The following is a 17,362-nucleotide window of genomic DNA, read 5'->3' as shown; positions in this document are numbered from 1 at the left end:
TTTATGGGCTTTTTTTGTAGGTAAAAAATGGACATAGATTATATAAAAAAAGTGTTGGAAGAGGATATCGAGAGACTAGGCTGTAAAGTCTGGGGTCTTGAGCTATTTGGAAGAAGATCCAATCAAACTTTAAGAATTTATATAGATAAAAACGGAGGTATATCTGTTGAAGATTGTGAAAAGGTTAGCAAGCATGTAAGTAAAGTGCTTGATACAGAGAATGACTTTTCCAAGCACTATATGTTAGAAGTTTCTTCTCCAGGATTGGATAGGAAGTTTTTTTATAACGAGCAATACAAAGATTATCTAAATGAACCTTTGAAGGTCACTTTTTTTGATAGTCAAAACAAAAAAACAATTCAAGGACGTTTAGAGGAAGTAGACAAAACAAGTATAAAGCTTGAAATGAAAGAAGGCCCATTGCAAATTGCTTTTTCTTCTATTATTCAAGCAAATCTTATAACCTAAGAGGCAATATTATGCAAAAAGAGATTTTATTAGTAGCAGAAGCAGTTTCAGGGGAAAAAGGTCTACCTCAAGATGCTATATTCGAGGCCATAGAGCAAGCTTTAGCAACTGCTACAAAAAAAAGGTACTCTGAAAACTCAAATATAGAAGTGATAATTGATCCAAAAACTGGGGACTATGAAACTTTTCGTTTATGGGAGGTTGTTTCCGAAGAAGATATTGAAGATCAAGGCATCCAGGTTATTCATGATGATCAAAATAGCGAACTAGGTTCATTTATAAGAGAGAAGGTAGAAAATGTGGAATTTGGTCGAATCGCTGCGCAGGCCGCTAAACAAGTAATAGTTCAGAAAGTTAGAGAAGCTGAAAGAGCACAGGTTGTTGAAAAATATCGTAATGTCTTAGGTGAATTGGTTAATGGCACTGTAAAAAAAGTGACTAGAGAGTTCTTGATTATAGACTTAGGTGAAGGAGCAGAAGCAATCTTGTCTAGAAATGAGTTAATACCGGGAGAGGTGTTTAGGATTGGCGATAGACTCAGGGCTGTCCTTCAAGAGGAAGAAAGAGAAAATAGAGGACCTCAACTAGCTCTCAGTAGAAAATGTCCAGAAATGGTTGGGGAACTATTTAAGCTAGAGGTTCCTGAAATTTCTGAACAAGTCATAGAGATCAAGGCCATAGCTCGTGATCCCGGCTCAAGAACCAAAATTGCAGTTAAAACTAACGATAATAGAATTGACCCTGTTGGAGCTTGTGTAGGAATGAGAGGATCTAGAGTCCAAGCTGTATCAAATGAATTAGGTAATGAAAGACTTGATATTGTAATTTGGGATGATGATCCAGCTCAACTGCTTATTAACTCAATGGGTCCTGTTGAAATAACTTCTATAGTTCTCGATGAAACTAAAGGCTCTATGGATGTTGCGGTTACTCAAGATACCTTGGCTCAGGCCATAGGAAAAAGTGGACAAAATGTTCGTCTTAGCAGTCAAATTACTGGTTGGAAATTAAATGTTATTGATCAGGAAGTAGCTGATCAACAAAATCAGGAGAAATCTGAGAGTATTTCAAACATATTAATAGATAAATTAGATGTAGATGAAGATTTAGCAAATACGCTTATATCAAATGGATATAACACCTTAGAATCTATTTCTTCTTCAAAAATAGAGGAACTTTCAAAAATTGATGGCTTTGATGATGATATTAGTAGTCTTTTAGTAAATAGAGCAAAAGAAGTCTTAATTACAATGGCTATGGAAGTTTCTACAGATGATGGAGAGTCGGGAGATCTTATGTCAGTTGAAGGGATGGAAATGACACTTGCTTTGGAACTGACTCAAAAAGGGATTAATGACAGGGAGGAACTTGCTGAGCAATCAATCGAAGAGCTTACAAGCATAATAGATATCTCTGAAGAGGATGCTGGAGATTTAATTATGCGAGCAAGAGCCCATTGGTTTGAGGATTAAAAAAATGTCAGCAGTAACGGTAGAAAAATTAGCAAAAATAATTGGTTCCGAAGGGGAAACTCTCCTGTCTCAGATGAAAGAAGCTGGTCTTTCTCATACTGATGTTAAAGATGAAGTTACAGATAAAGATAAAAAAACATTATTAGAGTTTCTAAAAGAACAGCAAAATAAATCCTCTAAGACTATTTCACTGAATAAAAGTGCAACTAAGACTGAACCTGCCTCATCAGGAACAGTTTCAATTACCAGAAAATCTATTACAAGAGAGAGTTCTGAAATACAGACTTCGGAAGCTAGAAGAACTTCCTCAACAATTAATTTCGATGAAATAGAGAAAAAGAGACAAGCTGGAGAGGCTAATAAAAAGGCGGAAGAAGAGTTAAGAAAGAAAGAAATTGAACAAAAGACTCTTGTTACCAGGCGAAAAGCTAAGAGCGGTGAATCTCCTGTAACGAAATCTGGACCTAAGAAAGTTGTTCAAATTGAAAAAAGAACACTCAAACCTGCGAGAGCAGAACTATCTAAAAAGGAGCAAAGAGAGTTAGAAGGAGAAAATTTCCTCTCTAATGTTGAAAAACAAGAGTTTGAAAAACCTGCTGAATTAGTTGCAAAAAATATTCAAATTCCCGAAACAATTACAGTAAGTGAACTTGCTCAAAGTCTTTCTGTAAAAGGGGCTGAAGTAGTAAAAAAATTGATGTCTATGGGGGTTATGGCAACTTTAAATCAACCTTTAGATCAAGACACTGCGATATTAGTTACAGAAGAATTAGGTCATAAGGGAGAGCCGGCTGTAAAAGTTGAAGTTGAAGATCAGCTAATGGAACTGGTTACCTATGATGGAGAAGAAGAACCTAGAAACCCAGTAGTATCTGTTCTGGGCCATGTTGATCACGGAAAGACGACTTTATTAGATTTTATAAGAAAGGCTAATGTTGCAGCTGGAGAGGATGGAGGCATAACCCAAAAAATAGGAGCTTATCAAGCTAATACAGATCAAGGAACAATTGCATTTATCGATACTCCTGGTCATGCTGCATTTTCAGAAGTGCGAGCAAGAGGAGCAAATTCTACTGATATAGTCATTTTAGTCGTTGCTGCAGATGACGGACTGCAGCCACAAACAGAAGAGGCAATTAGCCATGCTAAAGCTGCTGGCGTACCGATTGTAGTCGCGGTAAATAAAATGGATAGAGAAGAAGCTGACATTGAAAAAGTAAAAACAGAACTTTCTAATAAAGAACTCATTCCGGAGGATTGGGGAGGTCAAACTCAATTTTTACCTATTTCGGCTCTCAAAGGTGATGGTATAAAAGAATTACTTGAAGCAGTCACATTAGAAGCTGAAGTATTGGAGCTAAAGGCACATCATAAAGGCCCAGCATTTGGTGTGGTTTTAGACTCAACTACAGAAGTTGGTAAGGGAGCTGTTGCAACGATACTTGTGCAAAAGGGAACCCTTAAAAAAGGAGATATGATTCTTGTTGGTGAACAGACGAAAAGAGTTAGAAGCTTAGTAGATGAAAATGGCTCAACTTTAAAAGAGGCTGGACCATCAGTTCCTGCTTCGATAACTGGTCTTGATGTACCGCCTAAGGCAGGAGAGGAGTTTGTTGTTGTTTCGAGTGAGAAAATGGCTAAAGAAATTTCTAATGAAAGAGCAGAAAAAGCCAGAGAAGAAAGATTAGCCCGTAACCAAATCTCAAATCTTGAGATGCTTTTTGAATCTGAGTTAGGAAATCACACTATTTTGAATATTGTTTTGAAAGCAGATACTCATGGTTCCTTAGAGGCAATCATAGGTTCCATAAAGAATATTGAAAATGAAGAAGTTAAAATAAATATTGTTCATGAGTCAGTAGGGTCCATCAATGCAAATGACGTTAACCTAGCTATGACCACCGGAGCATTTGTGATGGGCTTTAATGTAAGAGCAGATAATGCTGCCAAATCTTTATCAGAAAAAGAATCGATCGAAATTCTTTATTACAGCATCATTTATGATCTGATAGATGGTATCAAAACCTCTGTTGAAGGCCATTTAGCACCAGAAGTAAAAGAAGAGATACTTGGCACAGCAGAAGTAAAAGATATTTTTAAATCTCCTAAATTTGGACTGATTGCTGGTTCAATTGTTATTGAAGGTACTATTAAAAGAAATAAACCAATAAGAGTACTTCGAGATAATATAGTTATATTTGAAGGGGAGCTAGATTCTTTAAAGAGGTTTAAAGATGATGCAAATGAAGTTCCTATGGGAACTGAATGTGGCATTGGTGTAGCTAACTACAGAGATGTGAAAGTTGGAGATAAGATAGAAGTCTTTGATAGGATTGAAGTAAAAAGAACACTTGATTAATGCCTTCACAAGACTTTAAGCGTTCTGACAGGATTGCTGACCTAATAAAAGTTGAAATTTCTCAAGTTTTATCCTTAGAGGTAAAAGACCCCCGCGTTCAAGGAATAACCGTATTGAATGTCATGTTAACACCTGATATGAAGAAAGCTGATATATTCATTTCGCAAACTAATAGCTTTAATGAAATCGATCTAGAAGAATTAAAGAAAGGACTGGAAAAAGCCAAAGGTTTTATCAGAAAAAAGCTCAGTCAAAATTTAAACTTGAGAAGAATTCCCGAGATTTTCTTCAAGATCGAAGAGTTTATTTAGCTTCATGAATGGATTTTTAATTTTAGATAAGCCTGAAGGTTTAACTTCTGCTCAATGTGTTTATAAACTTCGTTCAAAACTAGGAATCAAGAGAATAGGACATTGCGGAACACTTGATCCATTAGCAACAGGCCTACTTCCGATATGTATTGGAGAAGCTACTAAGTTTAGTAATTTTGCTTCAGAACAGGATAAAGTTTATGAAGTAGGAATAAAGTTTGGAATTGAAACAGATACAGGAGATTTTACCGGAAATATTGTTTCAAAAAGCAATTTTATAGGTTTTAAAGAAGACTTTTCTCAATTTTTAACTGACCTAGAAGGAATTCAAAATCAGACACCTCCTATGTACTCTGCAATAAAGATAAATGGCAATCCATTATATTATTGGGCAAGGAAGGGAGTTTATCTCTACAGAATTCCTAGAAGGGTAGATATACAAAAAATTGAATTGATTGAAAAATCTATTAATACAGCAATTTTGAGAGTAACCTGCTCTAAAGGTACATATATAAGGAGCCTTATCGAAAAGTTAGGTAGGAATTTGAACTCTTTCGCTACGGTAATATCTCTAAGACGATTAGAAGTTGGAAAAATGCATTTAAATCATAAATCTTGTAGTTTTGAAGATTCGTACCAATCACTAATTGATAAAGTTTTGCCTTGCGATGCCATGTTGAGTGATTTGGTTAAAGTAAAGATAAAAAAAGAAGATGTAAAAAAAGTTAGAAATGGCCTATCAATAGACTATAATGCGCTCGTAAAAAATAAAGGATTAGTAAGAATATATACTGAAAAAGAAATTTTCTTAGGTATTGGGGAGGTCAGTGATAATAAACTTCAACCTAAAAGACTTATATCTACGAATTAATTTCAATTAGAGGAAAAAAATTGGCACTAAGTAATACAGAAAAGAAAGAAATAGTAACTAAGTTCGCAAGAACAGATAAAGATACAGGATCACCTGAGGTCCAAGTAGCGTTGTTGTCAGCAAATATTGATGCTCTTCAAACTCATTTCAAAGCTAATGCTAAGGACCACCATTCCAGAACAGGATTAATTAGAATGGTGAATCAACGTAGAAAACTACTTGATTACATAAAAATATCCAAACCAGATACTTACACAAAGTTAATTTCGGATTTGGGTTTAAGAAGATAATCAATTCTTAATATCATTAATCATATAATTACTGGGCAATAGGGCTCTGTAAAATTGGAAAATAAAATGGAAAGTTACAAAAAATCTTTCATATTGGGTGACAAAGAAATCATCCTAGAATCTGGTAAAGTTGCTAGGCAAGCTACTGGAGCAGTAATTGCTACATGTGAGGATACGCAAGTTTTAGCTACAGTTGTCGTAGGAAAAGCTCCAGGCGAACATCAAGACTTCTTTCCTCTGACAGTTAATTATCAAGAGAAGACTTATGCAACAGGTAAAATACCTGGAGGTTTTTTCAAGAGAGAAGGTAGGCCTACTGAAAAGGAGACACTTACTTCTAGATTAATTGATAGACCTCTAAGGCCTTTATTCAATGACGATTTCCTCTATGAAGTTCAGGTAATTTGTACAGTTATCTCCTCCGACAAAAATGTCGATCCCGATATTCTTTCCTTTCTAGCTGCCTCCGCAGCTGTGGCGATTTCGGGACTGCCATTCAATGGCCCCCTTGGAGCCATAAGGGTTGGGTTTATTGATGGCAACTACTGCATCAACCCAACAAGGAGCGAATTAGAAGAATCTCATCTAGATATGGTTATTGCTGGAAGTGATGCAGCTGTTATCATGGTTGAATCAGAAGCCAAAGAACTCTCAGAAGATCAAATGTTGGGGGGGATTTTATTCGCTCACCAAGAAATGCAAGTAGCCATTGAAGCTATAAAAGAGATGGTATCTGATATTGGTAAACCTGAATTTCAATATGAACCAAAAGTCTTAAGCCCAGAAGTTGTTGAGTTAGTGAAAAATAATTATAGTGATCAAATTTCTGCTGCTTATGCTTTGCAAATCAAACAAGAAAGGGTCCAGGCTCTATCAGAAATAAGAGAAAAGATTCTTGAAGAGAACGTGTCAGAAGATGAAGGGTCATTTTCACAAAATGATCTACTTGATGCATTTAAGAAAGTAGGCAAAAACATTGTCAGAACGAGGCTCATCGAAGGTGCCCCGAGGATTGATGGAAGAGATTTAGATACTGTTAGACCTTTGTTTATTGAAACTGGTGTCTTAAAGAATACTCATGGTTCTGCATTATTTACCCGAGGCGAAACTCAAGCAATTGTTACCTCCACTCTCGGTTCTCCTAGACAAGCTCAACTAATAGATGCTTTAGAAGGTGAGTATAAAGACCAATTTATGCTTCATTACAACTTTCCACCTTATTCGGTAGGAGAAGCAGGATTTATGTCCGGTCCAAAAAGAAGAGAGATAGGGCATGGCAAACTTGCAAGGAGAGCTTTAGAGGCTGTTTTACCGTCACCTGATGACTTTCCTTACACAATAAGAGTAGTATCTGAAATAACAGAGTCTAATGGCTCCAGCTCAATGGCGAGTGTTTGTGGCTCAAGCCTTGCTCTTATGGATGCAGGTATCCCTCTCAAAGCAGCAGTGGCTGGTATAGCTATGGGATTGGTTAAAGAAGAAGAAGGATTCGCAGTCATTACTGATATCTTAGGCGATGAAGATCATCTTGGTGATATGGACTTTAAAGTTGCAGGAACTTCAGAAGGAATAACCGCTCTTCAAATGGATATTAAAATAGACGGAATTACTGAAGAAATATTCGAAGTTGCTTTAGAGAAAGCACACACTGCGAGGAATCATATACTGTCAAGCATGAATGAAGTAATTTCTTCTTCTAGGGAACAGCTATCTGAAAAAGCCCCTCAAGCTGTAGTCATTCAGATCAATACTAAAAAGATACGTGACGTTATAGGTAAAGGTGGTGAAACAATTAGAGGACTTACAGAAGAAACTGGTGCAATTATTGAGGTAGAGGACAACGGTAAAGTAACTATTTATGGAGATACTCCTCAATCCAGAGAGTCTGCTCAAAAAAGAATTGAGGAAATTACTGCTGAACCAGAAGTAAATAAGATTTATACAGGGACTGTAGCCAATATCAAAGATTTTGGTGCTTTTGTAACAATCATGCCGGGAAGAGATGGATTAGTTCATGTGTCAGAAATCTCAGAAGAAAGGGTAGAGAACGTTTCAGATTATTTCGTCGAAGGTGAAGAAGTGAAGGTTAAAGTTCTAGAAGTAGATAAGCAAGGCAAAATAAGATTAACTATGAAAGGGCTAGACGATTAATTTGTAAATTTTCAAATTCTATGCTAACCCATCAATTGTTTTAATACTTTTCATCCTGTTAAATTTGATGGTCCAGTATTATCTGGGCTTTTGTTTAACAAAAAATGGGTGAGATATTATGATGGAAAATGCAAAACGCATAGTAAGCGACTTAACGGGCATAGGTGTAGCTTTGATTGCTCTTGGTGTTGTGCTTGGAGTTGTTATTGGCACTGATGTAGCTTTCGTACCTAATGTACTTGAAAATCTTCTAGGAGCAGTTGCAATGCTTGGAGACTCAGGTCTTGTGGGTATTATAGTTCTGTTAATTGTTATGGAATTGCTTAGATAGTTATTAATATGCTAAAAATAGAAGGGGGTTCTGAGAGCCCCTTTCTTTTTTATAGCTAAGGAGCAGATTAAAAATGACAGACATAATAAATAGAATATCTAGAGTTTTGTGGGACATAACAAAATTTCTAGGCCTAATTGTGGCAGTAGCCATATTAGTATCAATGTTGTTTGGTAGTAATATACCTTTCTTTGGAGGAGTACTTGATAATACTCGAATTATCATGGAAACTCTCGGATCAGAAGGGTTGGGTCTCATAATCGCAATAATCATTATATTGAGTATTTGGAACTCTAGATCAAATTAAAAAAGGATTTTTAAAAAGGCATCCTAGGATGCCTTTTTTTCAATGCAAAAATTAGTAAACATAGAAGATAATATAAAAATTGGCTCAACAGGTTCGAGGGATCTCACTGGCGATTTATTTTGTCCGCCTGAAGATGAAGCTAATGGTTCTGGCGTAGTAATTATCCATGGAGGAGGCTGGAGAGAAGGAGACAAAAATCAATTACGTGGTTATGGAATATTACTTGCCAGAGAAGGTTTTACCTGTCTCTCAGCTTCTTATAGATTATCACAAGAAAAGATTTGGCCTGCACAGATACAAGATGTGAATTGTGCAATTCGTTATATGAGGGCAAATTCAGATAAATTAAAAATTGATCCAAATAGAATTGGTATTACAGGAAATTCTGCAGGTGGCCATCTTTCCTTAATGGCAGCTTTATCAGATATAGATCCAAGTTTTGAAGGTGAAGGCGGAAATAATCATGTTACTTCAGAAGTAAAAGCTGTATGCGCCATATATCCTCCAGCACAAATAAGAAAATATGAGAATACCGATACCATATTTGATGCTTACAAAGCTTTAATGGGCAATGATGCCTCACAAGATGACTTCGATAAGGCTAGCCCTATTTTACAAATAAATAATAATTTTCCTCCTACTATGCTGATTCACGGTTCGAGTGATTCGGTTGTAAAACTGTCTGATTCAACAGATTTATATACAAAGTTAACTGATCTAAATATACCAACTGAACTCCATATATTTTCGCAAGAAGAGCATGCCTTTGATTCTCAGAAGGGATATGGAAGATCTGTTGCAGATCTACAGAATTTATTCTTTAAGAAGTATCTTTAAGACTAGTGGTGGTTGTGGGTGGGCTTGAACCACCGACCTCGGCATTATGAATGCCGCGCTCTAACCAGCTGAGCTACACAACCGTGTTGCGAATTTTAGAGATCAGTTAGGATAAAGTCGAGTAACTATTAAACATTAAACCTAAAATGCATTATGTCGCCATCTTTAACGATGTATTCATTACCCTCAGAACGAAGCTTTCCCGCTTCCTTAGCTCCTAATTCACCTGAATATTCGACATAATCATCATAAGCAATAGTTTCAGCTCTAATAAATCCCTTTTGAAAATCAGTATGAATAACTCCAGCCGCTTCAGGAGCTGTGGAACCTTGTTTTGTTGTCCATGCTCTGACTTCTTTTTCCCCAGCAGTAAAGTAGGTTATCAAAGACAACATCTTATAGCTTTCCCTTATAAGTTTATTGAGACCTGGCTCTTCTAGTCCCATATCTTTTAAGAATTCCATTCCCTCTTCAAAATCAAGTTCAGCAATTTCAGCTTCCAGTTGATTGCACATAGGAATAACCGTGGAGTCTCTTTCTGCAGCGTAGCGAATCAATTTTTCAAGCAAAATATTATCAGCATCTAAGTCTTCAACATTTCCTACATATAAACAGGGTTTGACGGTTATCAAGCCCAACTCTTTAAAGGCATTTTGGTCATTTTTATAACTCTCAGTATTTCTGCCTAAAATTCCGCTACTTAACTCAGCAGATAGGTTCTTGAATTTATCTCTTTGTATCATTATCTCTTTGTCACCTGATCTTGTAGCTTTTTCTAGCCTGAGTAATGCATTTGATAAAGTTTCAATATCAGCCAGAAGAAGTTCAGTTTCTACTGTTTCTAGATCTACTACAGGATTCACTACATCGTGCACATGAGTAATGTCAGGATTTTCGAAGCATCTAATAACATGAAGAATTGCCTGTGTTTCTCTTACATGAGAAAGAAATTTATTTCCTAAACCTTCTCCTTCTGATGCACCTTTCACTAATCCTGCTATATCTACGAATTCAGTAGTTGTAGGAATTATTTTTTCAGGATTTACTATCTCAGCGACTTTATTAAGTCTTGGATCTGGGACAGGAACGACACCTTTATTAGGTTCAATAGTACAAAAAGGAAAATTTTGCGCCTCGATCCCTGCAGCTGTTAAAGCATTAAATAATGTTGATTTGCCGACATTTGGAAGTCCAACTATCCCACACTTAAGACTCATTATATTCTTCCTTAGAAGTATGGTAATTCATTACAGTCTTTTGCCAGCCATCTTGTATTATTTTTTCTCCAAGATCTAGGTAATTAATAAGATTACCCATTAATTTTTCTCTTTCTTCAACTGAAGCCTTTTTTAAGACATATGAAATGATATCTTTATCTTTGTCCGGTCTGCCTATTCCAATTCTTAATCGTTTAAAAGAACTATCTCCTTGTAAATGATCAATTATATTCCTAAGACCATTATGGCCACCATGTCCGCCTGACTCTTTTAGCTTAATTTCTGAATTAGGCAGATCCAGTTCATCATGGGCGATTAAAATTTGTTCAGTTCTAAGATTAAAAAATTTTTTTGTTTTTGACACGCACAAACCACTTTCATTCATAAAGGTGGAAGGCGTTACAAAGATTAACTTATAGTTTTCATTAAAAAATTCAGCAAATTTACCATGGATTTGTCTTTCTTTTTTTAGAGTTAACGAATATTTGTTGCAAAGCAAATCGATGTAATCAGCACCAGCATTATGTCGAGTAAGAGCATAATCTTCACCAGGATTGCCTAACCCTAATATTAATAGCGGTTCCATGAAATCTTATTGAAGTATTATTCGTCAGGCTCTTCTTGACCATCGGTAGATGCTGCAGCATCTTCGTCTTCTGAAGATTCTCCGTCTTCTTCCGTTTCGATGATTTCAGGCTCAACATCAAGCACTTTTGCCTCCGTCACTGAAACAACAGCCTGATCTCTGTCATCGCCAAGTGCAAGTGATGGAATTTCTACTCCTTCAGGTAGATTAAGAGCTGACAAAAATATTGAGTCCCCAACATCTAGTTCAGCAACATCTACTTCGAGATATTCTGGAAGGTTAGAAGCAAGACAACTTATATCGATGTCATTGATTAAACGAGAAATTGCACCACCATGCATTTTTACGCCCATGCAGTTATCTTCATTTAAGAACCTCACAGGAACTGAAATACTAATTTTTGTATCAGGATTAACTCTTTGAAGGTCAGCATGAAGAACTCTTTGAGTAGCCGGATGCCTTTGAATTTCTTTTACAATAACATTCTGCTCATCACCTGAAATATTTATGTTCAATATTTGAGTTGCAAATCCAGGAATCTCAGAAGCTTTTGCAATATCCTTCTCTAAAATAGATATTCTTATAGGATCTTTGTCTCCACCATATATCACGGCTGGTACTGAGCCCATTCTTCTCAACTGTCTACTGGAAGATTTACCTTCGACTTCTCTATTGGTTGCATTTAAATTGACTTGTTCACTCATAATTCACTTGATCACATAAGCATTTCACTTATTGATTCCTCTTTATTTAATCTTTTTATGGCCTCAGCTAAAGTCGGTGCCAAAGAGATGCATCTAATCTTTTTACAGGATTTAGCTTCTTCCGAGAGCGGTATAGTATCTGTTACAACTAATTGATCAAGTGAAGATTGATTTATTTTTTCTATTGCCTCTCCTGATAAAACGGGATGAGTAATATAAGCACTCACACTTCTAGCATCCTTGGCCTTTAATGCATCAGCTGCATTGCATAATGTTCCACATGTATCTGCCATATCGTCATAAAGCAAACAATCTTTTTTTGATACATCTCCTATCACGTTCATTACCTCAGATTTGTTCGCTTCATCTCTTCTTTTGTCGATAATTGCCAAGTCACCAATATCTAAAAACTTAGATAGAGCTCTTGACCTAACTACTCCTCCGACATCAGGACTTACAACTAATATGTCCTTGAATTTTTGTTTTTTGATGTCCTCATAGATAACTTTTGTCCCGTATATATTATCTACTGGTATATCAAAAAATCCTTGAATCTGTTCAGAATGCAGCTCTACTGTTAAAACTCTATCAATTCCAGATCTTTCTAAGATACCTGCAATAACTTTAGCGCTGATTGGTACTCTTTGAGACCTTACCCGTCTGTCTTGCCTTGCATATCCATAGTATGGAATAACAGCTGTTATTCTACCTGCAGAAGACCACCTAAGAGCATCAACCATTAGTATTAATTCAATTAAATTCACATGAGAAGGACTACAAGTTGGCTGGATTATGTAAACGTCTTTGCCTCTTACATTTTCATTAATCTTCACGCTGATTTCGCCATCACTAAAACGACCGATATCTGCTTTTCCTTGCTTTAAAGCGAGTTTTTTACAAATTTTTTTAGTAAGCTCAAGGTTAGCTGTTCCGCTAAAGACAGCTATTTTTTGATGTCTTTTCTCCATTTGTCTCTCCTATAGATGGCTGGGGTGGCTGGATTCGAACCAGCGCATGGCGGCATCAAAAGCCGCTGCCTTACCGCTTGGCCACACCCCATTCATATATTGCGCGTATTTTATTCTATTATTTGCATTAAGGGTGAACGTTCTAAACTTTTTGCTAAAACTAACTCAGGAAAATGTTTCTGTGCTGACTCAGCAGCAGATTTATTATCGAACTCCAAAAAAATAGTAGAGCCAGTCCCAGATAGTTTAGGTTCTCCAATCAATTTAAGGTTATTAAAAGCTTCATCCATTTCCGAATAAGTCTCTCTTATCCATACTTCAAAACTATTAAATGACTGGTCACTAGTAAAGTCCTTTTTACTGATTTTAGAACTAGATACAAAACTAGCTTGTTCAAAAGCATTTTTAGTATTTATCTTTAATGCAGGAAAGAATAATAAGTAATATTTCTTTTTGTATGGATATTCAGCCAGAATTTCACCCCTTCCTTCTACCCAGGCAGTCTTACCATATAGAAAGAAAGGAACATCTGAACCTAACTTTAGAGCAATCTTTGCAAGATCTTGGTCTGATATGTCTAAATTCCAGAATTTTCTTAAGCCTAATAGTGTTGAAGCTGCATCGGAACTACCACCCCCTAAACCCTTTTGATCAGGAATAGACTTTACGAGTTCAATTTTAACGCCTTCCTTTACAGAGAATAAATCCTTTAGGAGATTTGCCGCTTTTAACACAATATTTTGTTTTATAGGAATGGATTCAATTAATTCAATTGAATTTGAATTCTTTTTAAGGGTTATGTCATCAAATAAATCAATTAGAGTAAATAATGAGGATAAGTCATGGAATCCATCACTTCTTTTTTTTACTACCTCAAGATGTAAGTTAAGTTTTGCGGGTGCTCTTAATTTTAATTCTTCCATATTTTTTTAACTTTCATAAGAAGATTTAAGTCTTTATATAACAGGGTGACTTCTGAAGGATAATCATCAGATCCTTTAGTTTCTATTTCCAATCCTATTTCCTCATCTTGTAGATCTTTGGATTCAAGTCCTAATAATAATTTTAAAAACCTCTCAACTTTTAAAATAGGTAAGTCGTAAGGCAAGATATTATTTTCAATAAATTCATTTATATTTAGTGTCTCTCTTCTATCGAGGACGATAACTTTCTCTGGAAGAAGATAGTTTTTACCAATATTCAACAAAACAGTATTACCTTCTTTGCTTGCAACGAAATAACCTGTTTCCTTGCTATCCATATACGAAAGCTTAAACTTACCTTCGATTTTGAAATTTTCTTGGACATTTTTAATTTCACTCGAAAATTTTTTAGGTTCTATAGGGATTGAAGTGCATCCAAGAGATATAATTATTAGTGATAAAACGATTACATATTGTGAAAATAATCTTCGTAGATTGATCATAAATTCTATTATCAGCAAAGGTTTACATAAATGATAGAGAGTATTTTAACTAAATTAGGTGATGTTTCTTTTAGATATGAAGAAATAGAATCTCTTTTGAGTAAACCAGATATAACCTCTAATCAGGAAGAGTTTATAAAACTTTCAAAAGAATACGCAGATTTATCTCCTGTTGTGAATGCATTCAATGCATTCAAAAAAGCTGAAGGCGATATGAATGAAGCCAAAGTACTTATGAAGGATTCTGATCCTGAAATAAAACAATTGGCAGAAATCGAATACGAGGAACTGAAGCAAAATATAGATGATCTTGAAAATGAACTTAAACGGTTACTACTTCCCAAAGATCCTGATGATTCAAAAGATGTTTTTCTTGAAATAAGAGCCGGTACAGGAGGCGATGAGGCTGCTCTTTTCTCTGGTGATCTATATAGAATGTATTCTCGATTATCTGAAAGAAATAATTGGAAGATGGAGATAGTAAGCGTGAGAGAGGGCGATCATGGTGGATTCAAGGAACTTGTTACACGAATAGAAGGTTCCGATGTTTACAAGCAACTAAAGTTTGAAGCTGGAGTTCATAGAGTACAAAGAGTTCCTTCTACAGAGTCTCAAGGAAGGGTACATACATCAGCATGTTCGGTCGCTGTTTTAGCAGAGCAAGATGACTTAGCGGAAATAAATATAGATAAAAATGATTTGAGGGTTGATACCTTTCGAGCATCAGGTGCTGGAGGTCAGCATGTTAATAAAACAGACTCAGCTGTTAGATTGACTCACATACCGTCAGGTATAGTAGTAGAGTGCCAGGATGGTCGCTCACAACATAAAAATAAAGAAAAAGCTCTTTCATTACTTCAGTCGAAATTACAAAATGCAGAGAAAGAGAAAGCAGAATCCGAACAAGCTGAAAATAGAAGAGTCATGGTAGGGTCCGGAGATAGATCTGAAAAAATAAGAACTTATAATTTCCCGCAAAATAGAATTACTGATCATCGTATTGAGTTTTCTGTTCATAATTTGCCAGGTTTTTTAGATGGAGATATGGAGGTTATGATTACAGCTTTGCTCGAAGAGAACCAAGCAAGAGCTCTTGCTAATCTTGAATCTTCAAGCTGATGGATAATTATTCTGCTTTAAACCAGATAAAACTCCTCAAGCATTCAAGCATTGTAAGTTCTCAACTAGATATTGAGTTATTGGTATTACATCTATTAGGAATTGATAGGAATACTCTATATAGAGATAACCCTCGATTAACAGGTGAAATTATAAATAAACTTAAAAAACTAACTCAGCGAAGAGAAAAAGGTGAGCCTCTAGCTTATCTAGTAAATAATATCGAATTCTGGAATCTTAGCCTTTACATCGATCAAAATGTCTTAGTTCCTAGACCAGAAACAGAAATCTTAGTTCAAAAAGTCTTAGAAATATTTGATAAGAAAAAAATTAGAGTCTTGGATTTAGGAACCGGTTCAGGTGCTATTGGACTATCTTTAGCTAAGGAAAGAGTAAATTGGGAAGTTGTGTGTTCAGACTTAAGTTACGAAGCTCTGAAAGTTACATCGAAAAATATGATAAGGAATTCATTAGATGTATCTCTAGTCAATTCAAACTGGTCATCTGCTTTTAAGAATGAATATTTTGATGTTGTCGTTTCCAATCCTCCCTACATTAATCCTTCTGACCCTAGAGTTTATTCCGATGGGTTAAAGTTTGAGCCAAAACAAGCACTGATATCTGATGCAGAAGGATTATATGATATTGAGAGAATTGTTAAAGAGACTTCAGAAATCCTTAATAATAATGGCTACTTATTCATTGAACATGGCTATGATCAATCTGACTTGGTTGTCTCAATATTTGAGAGGTGCGGTTTTTCTCAAATTAGAACGTATAAAGATTTAAACGGTGATGATAGAGTTTGCTCAGGAATGTTAAAAAGATGTTAAAAGGTTATATAGAAGGTTATTACGGTCGCTTATTTTCTAAGGATGAAAGAGCCAGAGTAATAAATCATATGGGTAAACTCAAAATGGATTTTTATTTATATGGACCTAAGGAAGATTTGTGCCACAGAATAGAATGGGAAAGGACATATCCTGCTGAAGAACAAAAAACCTTAAGAAATCTTGTTGATCAATGTAAGAAAAATAAAATTAAACCTATCTTTGCTATTTCTCCAGGTCTTCAATCTTATAAATTATCAGAAAACTTCATAAAATCTCTTACTTCTAAATTGAAACAGGCTCACAAGCTTGGTTTCAAAGACTTTGCAATATTTTTTGATGATATTGAACATGAAAAAGATAAAGAACTTGCCAAATTTCATCTGACAATCATTAAATTAGTTTCCTCAATCGACTTTGTTAAAAAAAATTCTTTAATGGTTTGCCCAACGGTTTACTGCAAAAGTTTTGCCAAAGGAAATATACAAAAAAATGAATATCTAAAGGCTTTTGCAGATGATATTGACCCTTCGATATCGATATTATGGACAGGAGATGAAGTTGTTAGTCAGTCTATTCCGCAAAAGGGAATCAAAGAATTAAAGAGTCTATTTTCAAACCCAATAATAATTTGGGATAACTTTTATGCAAATGATTACTGCCCCTCAAGATTTTATATAGGACCTTATAAAGGAAGAAAATCTTTAGGTAACTTAACAAAAGCTATTGGAATAAACCCTACTGGAATGCCATATACAGATATGATATGCCTTTCAAGATTCATGAAAGAGGAAACAGACAAACAGATTTTGGATAATTTCGATATACCTTCTGAGTTCATCAAAATTTTACCTTACTTCACAGATCCTTTTAAAAACTTTCCTTCGTTAAAACTTAGAGATATAGAAAAGCTCCTGAAAACTCAATATAAACTTTGTATTGAATGGAAGAGTGATTTGCAGCTCGAATGGGCACCTTTTTTATGGCAATTCTACTCTGATTTACTGTTATTAAAGAGATTAAAGAAGAGAGATAGTAAATTTAATCTTGAAGAGTGGGTAAAGCGAAGATATTCTGATCCACTAAAAAAAACAATACTAAGAAACTAGGAGAGA

The 17,362-nt window shown here is 35.4% G+C and carries 19 protein-coding genes and 2 tRNA genes; 13 read left to right on the top strand and 8 right to left on the bottom strand.

Going from position 1 to position 17,362, the window contains the following annotated elements; all coding sequences use genetic code 11:
• The first annotated feature begins 27 nt into the window (after positions 1–27).
• The 10 genes from M9C83_05805 (at position 28) to M9C83_05760 (ending at position 9,397) form a co-directional block, all read left to right on the top strand.
• Positions 28–468, top strand: coding sequence for a ribosome maturation factor RimP (locus M9C83_05805; GenBank protein ID URQ66167.1), 441 nt, complete (start codon positions 28–30; stop codon positions 466–468).
• Between the two features lie 11 nt (positions 469–479).
• Positions 480–1,940, top strand: a complete 1,461-nt coding sequence (nusA, locus tag M9C83_05800; protein URQ66166.1) for a transcription termination factor NusA — start codon at positions 480–482, stop codon at positions 1,938–1,940.
• A 4-nt stretch (positions 1,941–1,944) separates the two neighbouring features.
• On the top strand, positions 1,945–4,299 hold the full coding sequence (gene infB, locus M9C83_05795) for a translation initiation factor IF-2 (GenBank protein ID URQ66165.1): 2,355 nt from the start codon (positions 1,945–1,947) through the stop codon (positions 4,297–4,299).
• The gene (rbfA, locus tag M9C83_05790) at positions 4,299–4,610 is read left to right on the top strand and encodes a 30S ribosome-binding factor RbfA (GenBank protein URQ66164.1); all 312 of its coding nucleotides are present in this window, start codon (positions 4,299–4,301) and stop codon (positions 4,608–4,610) included. Before infB ends, rbfA begins: the two co-directional genes overlap by 1 nt.
• A gap of 4 nt (positions 4,611–4,614) precedes the next feature.
• Positions 4,615–5,481, top strand: a complete 867-nt coding sequence (gene truB / locus M9C83_05785) for a tRNA pseudouridine(55) synthase TruB (protein ID URQ66163.1) — start codon at positions 4,615–4,617, stop codon at positions 5,479–5,481.
• A gap of 20 nt (positions 5,482–5,501) precedes the next feature.
• Positions 5,502–5,771, top strand: a complete 270-nt coding sequence (rpsO, locus tag M9C83_05780) for a 30S ribosomal protein S15 (protein URQ66162.1) — start codon at positions 5,502–5,504, stop codon at positions 5,769–5,771.
• 66 nt (positions 5,772–5,837) lie between these two features.
• Positions 5,838–7,922 (top strand): polyribonucleotide nucleotidyltransferase, encoded by a 2,085-nt coding sequence (gene pnp, locus M9C83_05775; GenBank protein ID URQ66161.1) that lies wholly within the window; start codon positions 5,838–5,840, stop codon positions 7,920–7,922.
• 118 nt (positions 7,923–8,040) lie between these two features.
• Positions 8,041–8,253, top strand: a complete 213-nt coding sequence (locus M9C83_05770) for a hypothetical protein (protein URQ66160.1) — start codon at positions 8,041–8,043, stop codon at positions 8,251–8,253.
• 73 nt (positions 8,254–8,326) lie between these two features.
• On the top strand, positions 8,327–8,560 hold the full coding sequence (locus tag M9C83_05765) for a hypothetical protein (protein ID URQ66159.1): 234 nt from the start codon (positions 8,327–8,329) through the stop codon (positions 8,558–8,560).
• A 42-nt stretch (positions 8,561–8,602) separates the two neighbouring features.
• Positions 8,603–9,397: an alpha/beta hydrolase gene (locus M9C83_05760; protein URQ66158.1), complete on the top strand. Its 795-nt coding sequence runs from the start codon at positions 8,603–8,605 to the stop codon at positions 9,395–9,397.
• 6 nt (positions 9,398–9,403) lie between these two features.
• Here the strand turns inward: M9C83_05760 and M9C83_05755 are convergent.
• From M9C83_05755 to M9C83_05720, 8 genes are all read right to left on the bottom strand, one after another.
• Positions 9,404–9,480 (bottom strand) — tRNA-Met (locus tag M9C83_05755).
• A gap of 45 nt (positions 9,481–9,525) precedes the next feature.
• Positions 9,526–10,614 carry a redox-regulated ATPase YchF gene (gene ychF, locus M9C83_05750; GenBank protein URQ66157.1) on the bottom strand — a complete coding sequence of 363 codons (1,089 nt, stop codon included), beginning with the start codon at positions 10,612–10,614 and terminating at the stop codon, positions 9,526–9,528.
• Positions 10,604–11,200: an aminoacyl-tRNA hydrolase gene (pth, locus tag M9C83_05745; protein URQ66156.1), complete on the bottom strand. Its 597-nt coding sequence runs from the start codon at positions 11,198–11,200 to the stop codon at positions 10,604–10,606. The genes ychF and pth overlap by 11 nt, the downstream gene beginning before the upstream one ends.
• Before the next feature lie 17 nt (positions 11,201–11,217).
• Positions 11,218–11,904, bottom strand: coding sequence for a 50S ribosomal protein L25/general stress protein Ctc (locus M9C83_05740; GenBank protein URQ66155.1), 687 nt, complete (start codon positions 11,902–11,904; stop codon positions 11,218–11,220).
• 11 nt (positions 11,905–11,915) lie between these two features.
• On the bottom strand, positions 11,916–12,872 hold the full coding sequence (locus M9C83_05735; protein URQ66154.1) for a ribose-phosphate pyrophosphokinase: 957 nt from the start codon (positions 12,870–12,872) through the stop codon (positions 11,916–11,918).
• Between the two features lie 16 nt (positions 12,873–12,888).
• Positions 12,889–12,963 (bottom strand) — tRNA-Gln (locus M9C83_05730).
• Positions 12,964–12,982: 19 nt separating this feature from the next.
• Positions 12,983–13,795 (bottom strand): 4-(cytidine 5'-diphospho)-2-C-methyl-D-erythritol kinase, encoded by an 813-nt coding sequence (gene ispE, locus M9C83_05725; GenBank protein URQ66153.1) that lies wholly within the window; start codon positions 13,793–13,795, stop codon positions 12,983–12,985.
• Positions 13,783–14,298: a hypothetical protein gene (locus M9C83_05720; protein ID URQ66152.1), complete on the bottom strand. Its 516-nt coding sequence runs from the start codon at positions 14,296–14,298 to the stop codon at positions 13,783–13,785. Before M9C83_05720 ends, ispE begins: the two co-directional genes overlap by 13 nt.
• Positions 14,299–14,328: 30 nt before the next feature.
• Between M9C83_05720 and prfA the strand changes: the two genes are divergently transcribed.
• The 3 genes from prfA to M9C83_05705 are packed head-to-tail and all read left to right on the top strand — an operon-like array spanning position 14,329 to position 17,356.
• Positions 14,329–15,417, top strand: a complete 1,089-nt coding sequence (gene prfA, locus M9C83_05715) for a peptide chain release factor 1 (GenBank protein URQ66151.1) — start codon at positions 14,329–14,331, stop codon at positions 15,415–15,417.
• Positions 15,417–16,250 carry a peptide chain release factor N(5)-glutamine methyltransferase gene (gene prmC / locus M9C83_05710; GenBank protein URQ66150.1) on the top strand — a complete coding sequence of 278 codons (834 nt, stop codon included), beginning with the start codon at positions 15,417–15,419 and terminating at the stop codon, positions 16,248–16,250. Before prfA ends, prmC begins: the two co-directional genes overlap by 1 nt.
• Positions 16,244–17,356 (top strand): protein O-GlcNAcase, encoded by a 1,113-nt coding sequence (locus M9C83_05705; GenBank protein ID URQ66149.1) that lies wholly within the window; start codon positions 16,244–16,246, stop codon positions 17,354–17,356. The genes prmC and M9C83_05705 overlap by 7 nt, the downstream gene beginning before the upstream one ends.
• The last annotated feature ends 6 nt before the right edge of the window (positions 17,357–17,362 follow it).

Source organism: SAR86 cluster bacterium (assembly GCA_023703575.1).
Lineage (GTDB): Bacteria > Pseudomonadota > Gammaproteobacteria > Magnimaribacterales > Magnimaribacteraceae > Magnimaribacter.
The sequence above is the reverse complement of the archived record's forward strand: the minus strand, read 5'-3'. Positions and strand labels throughout refer to the sequence as shown.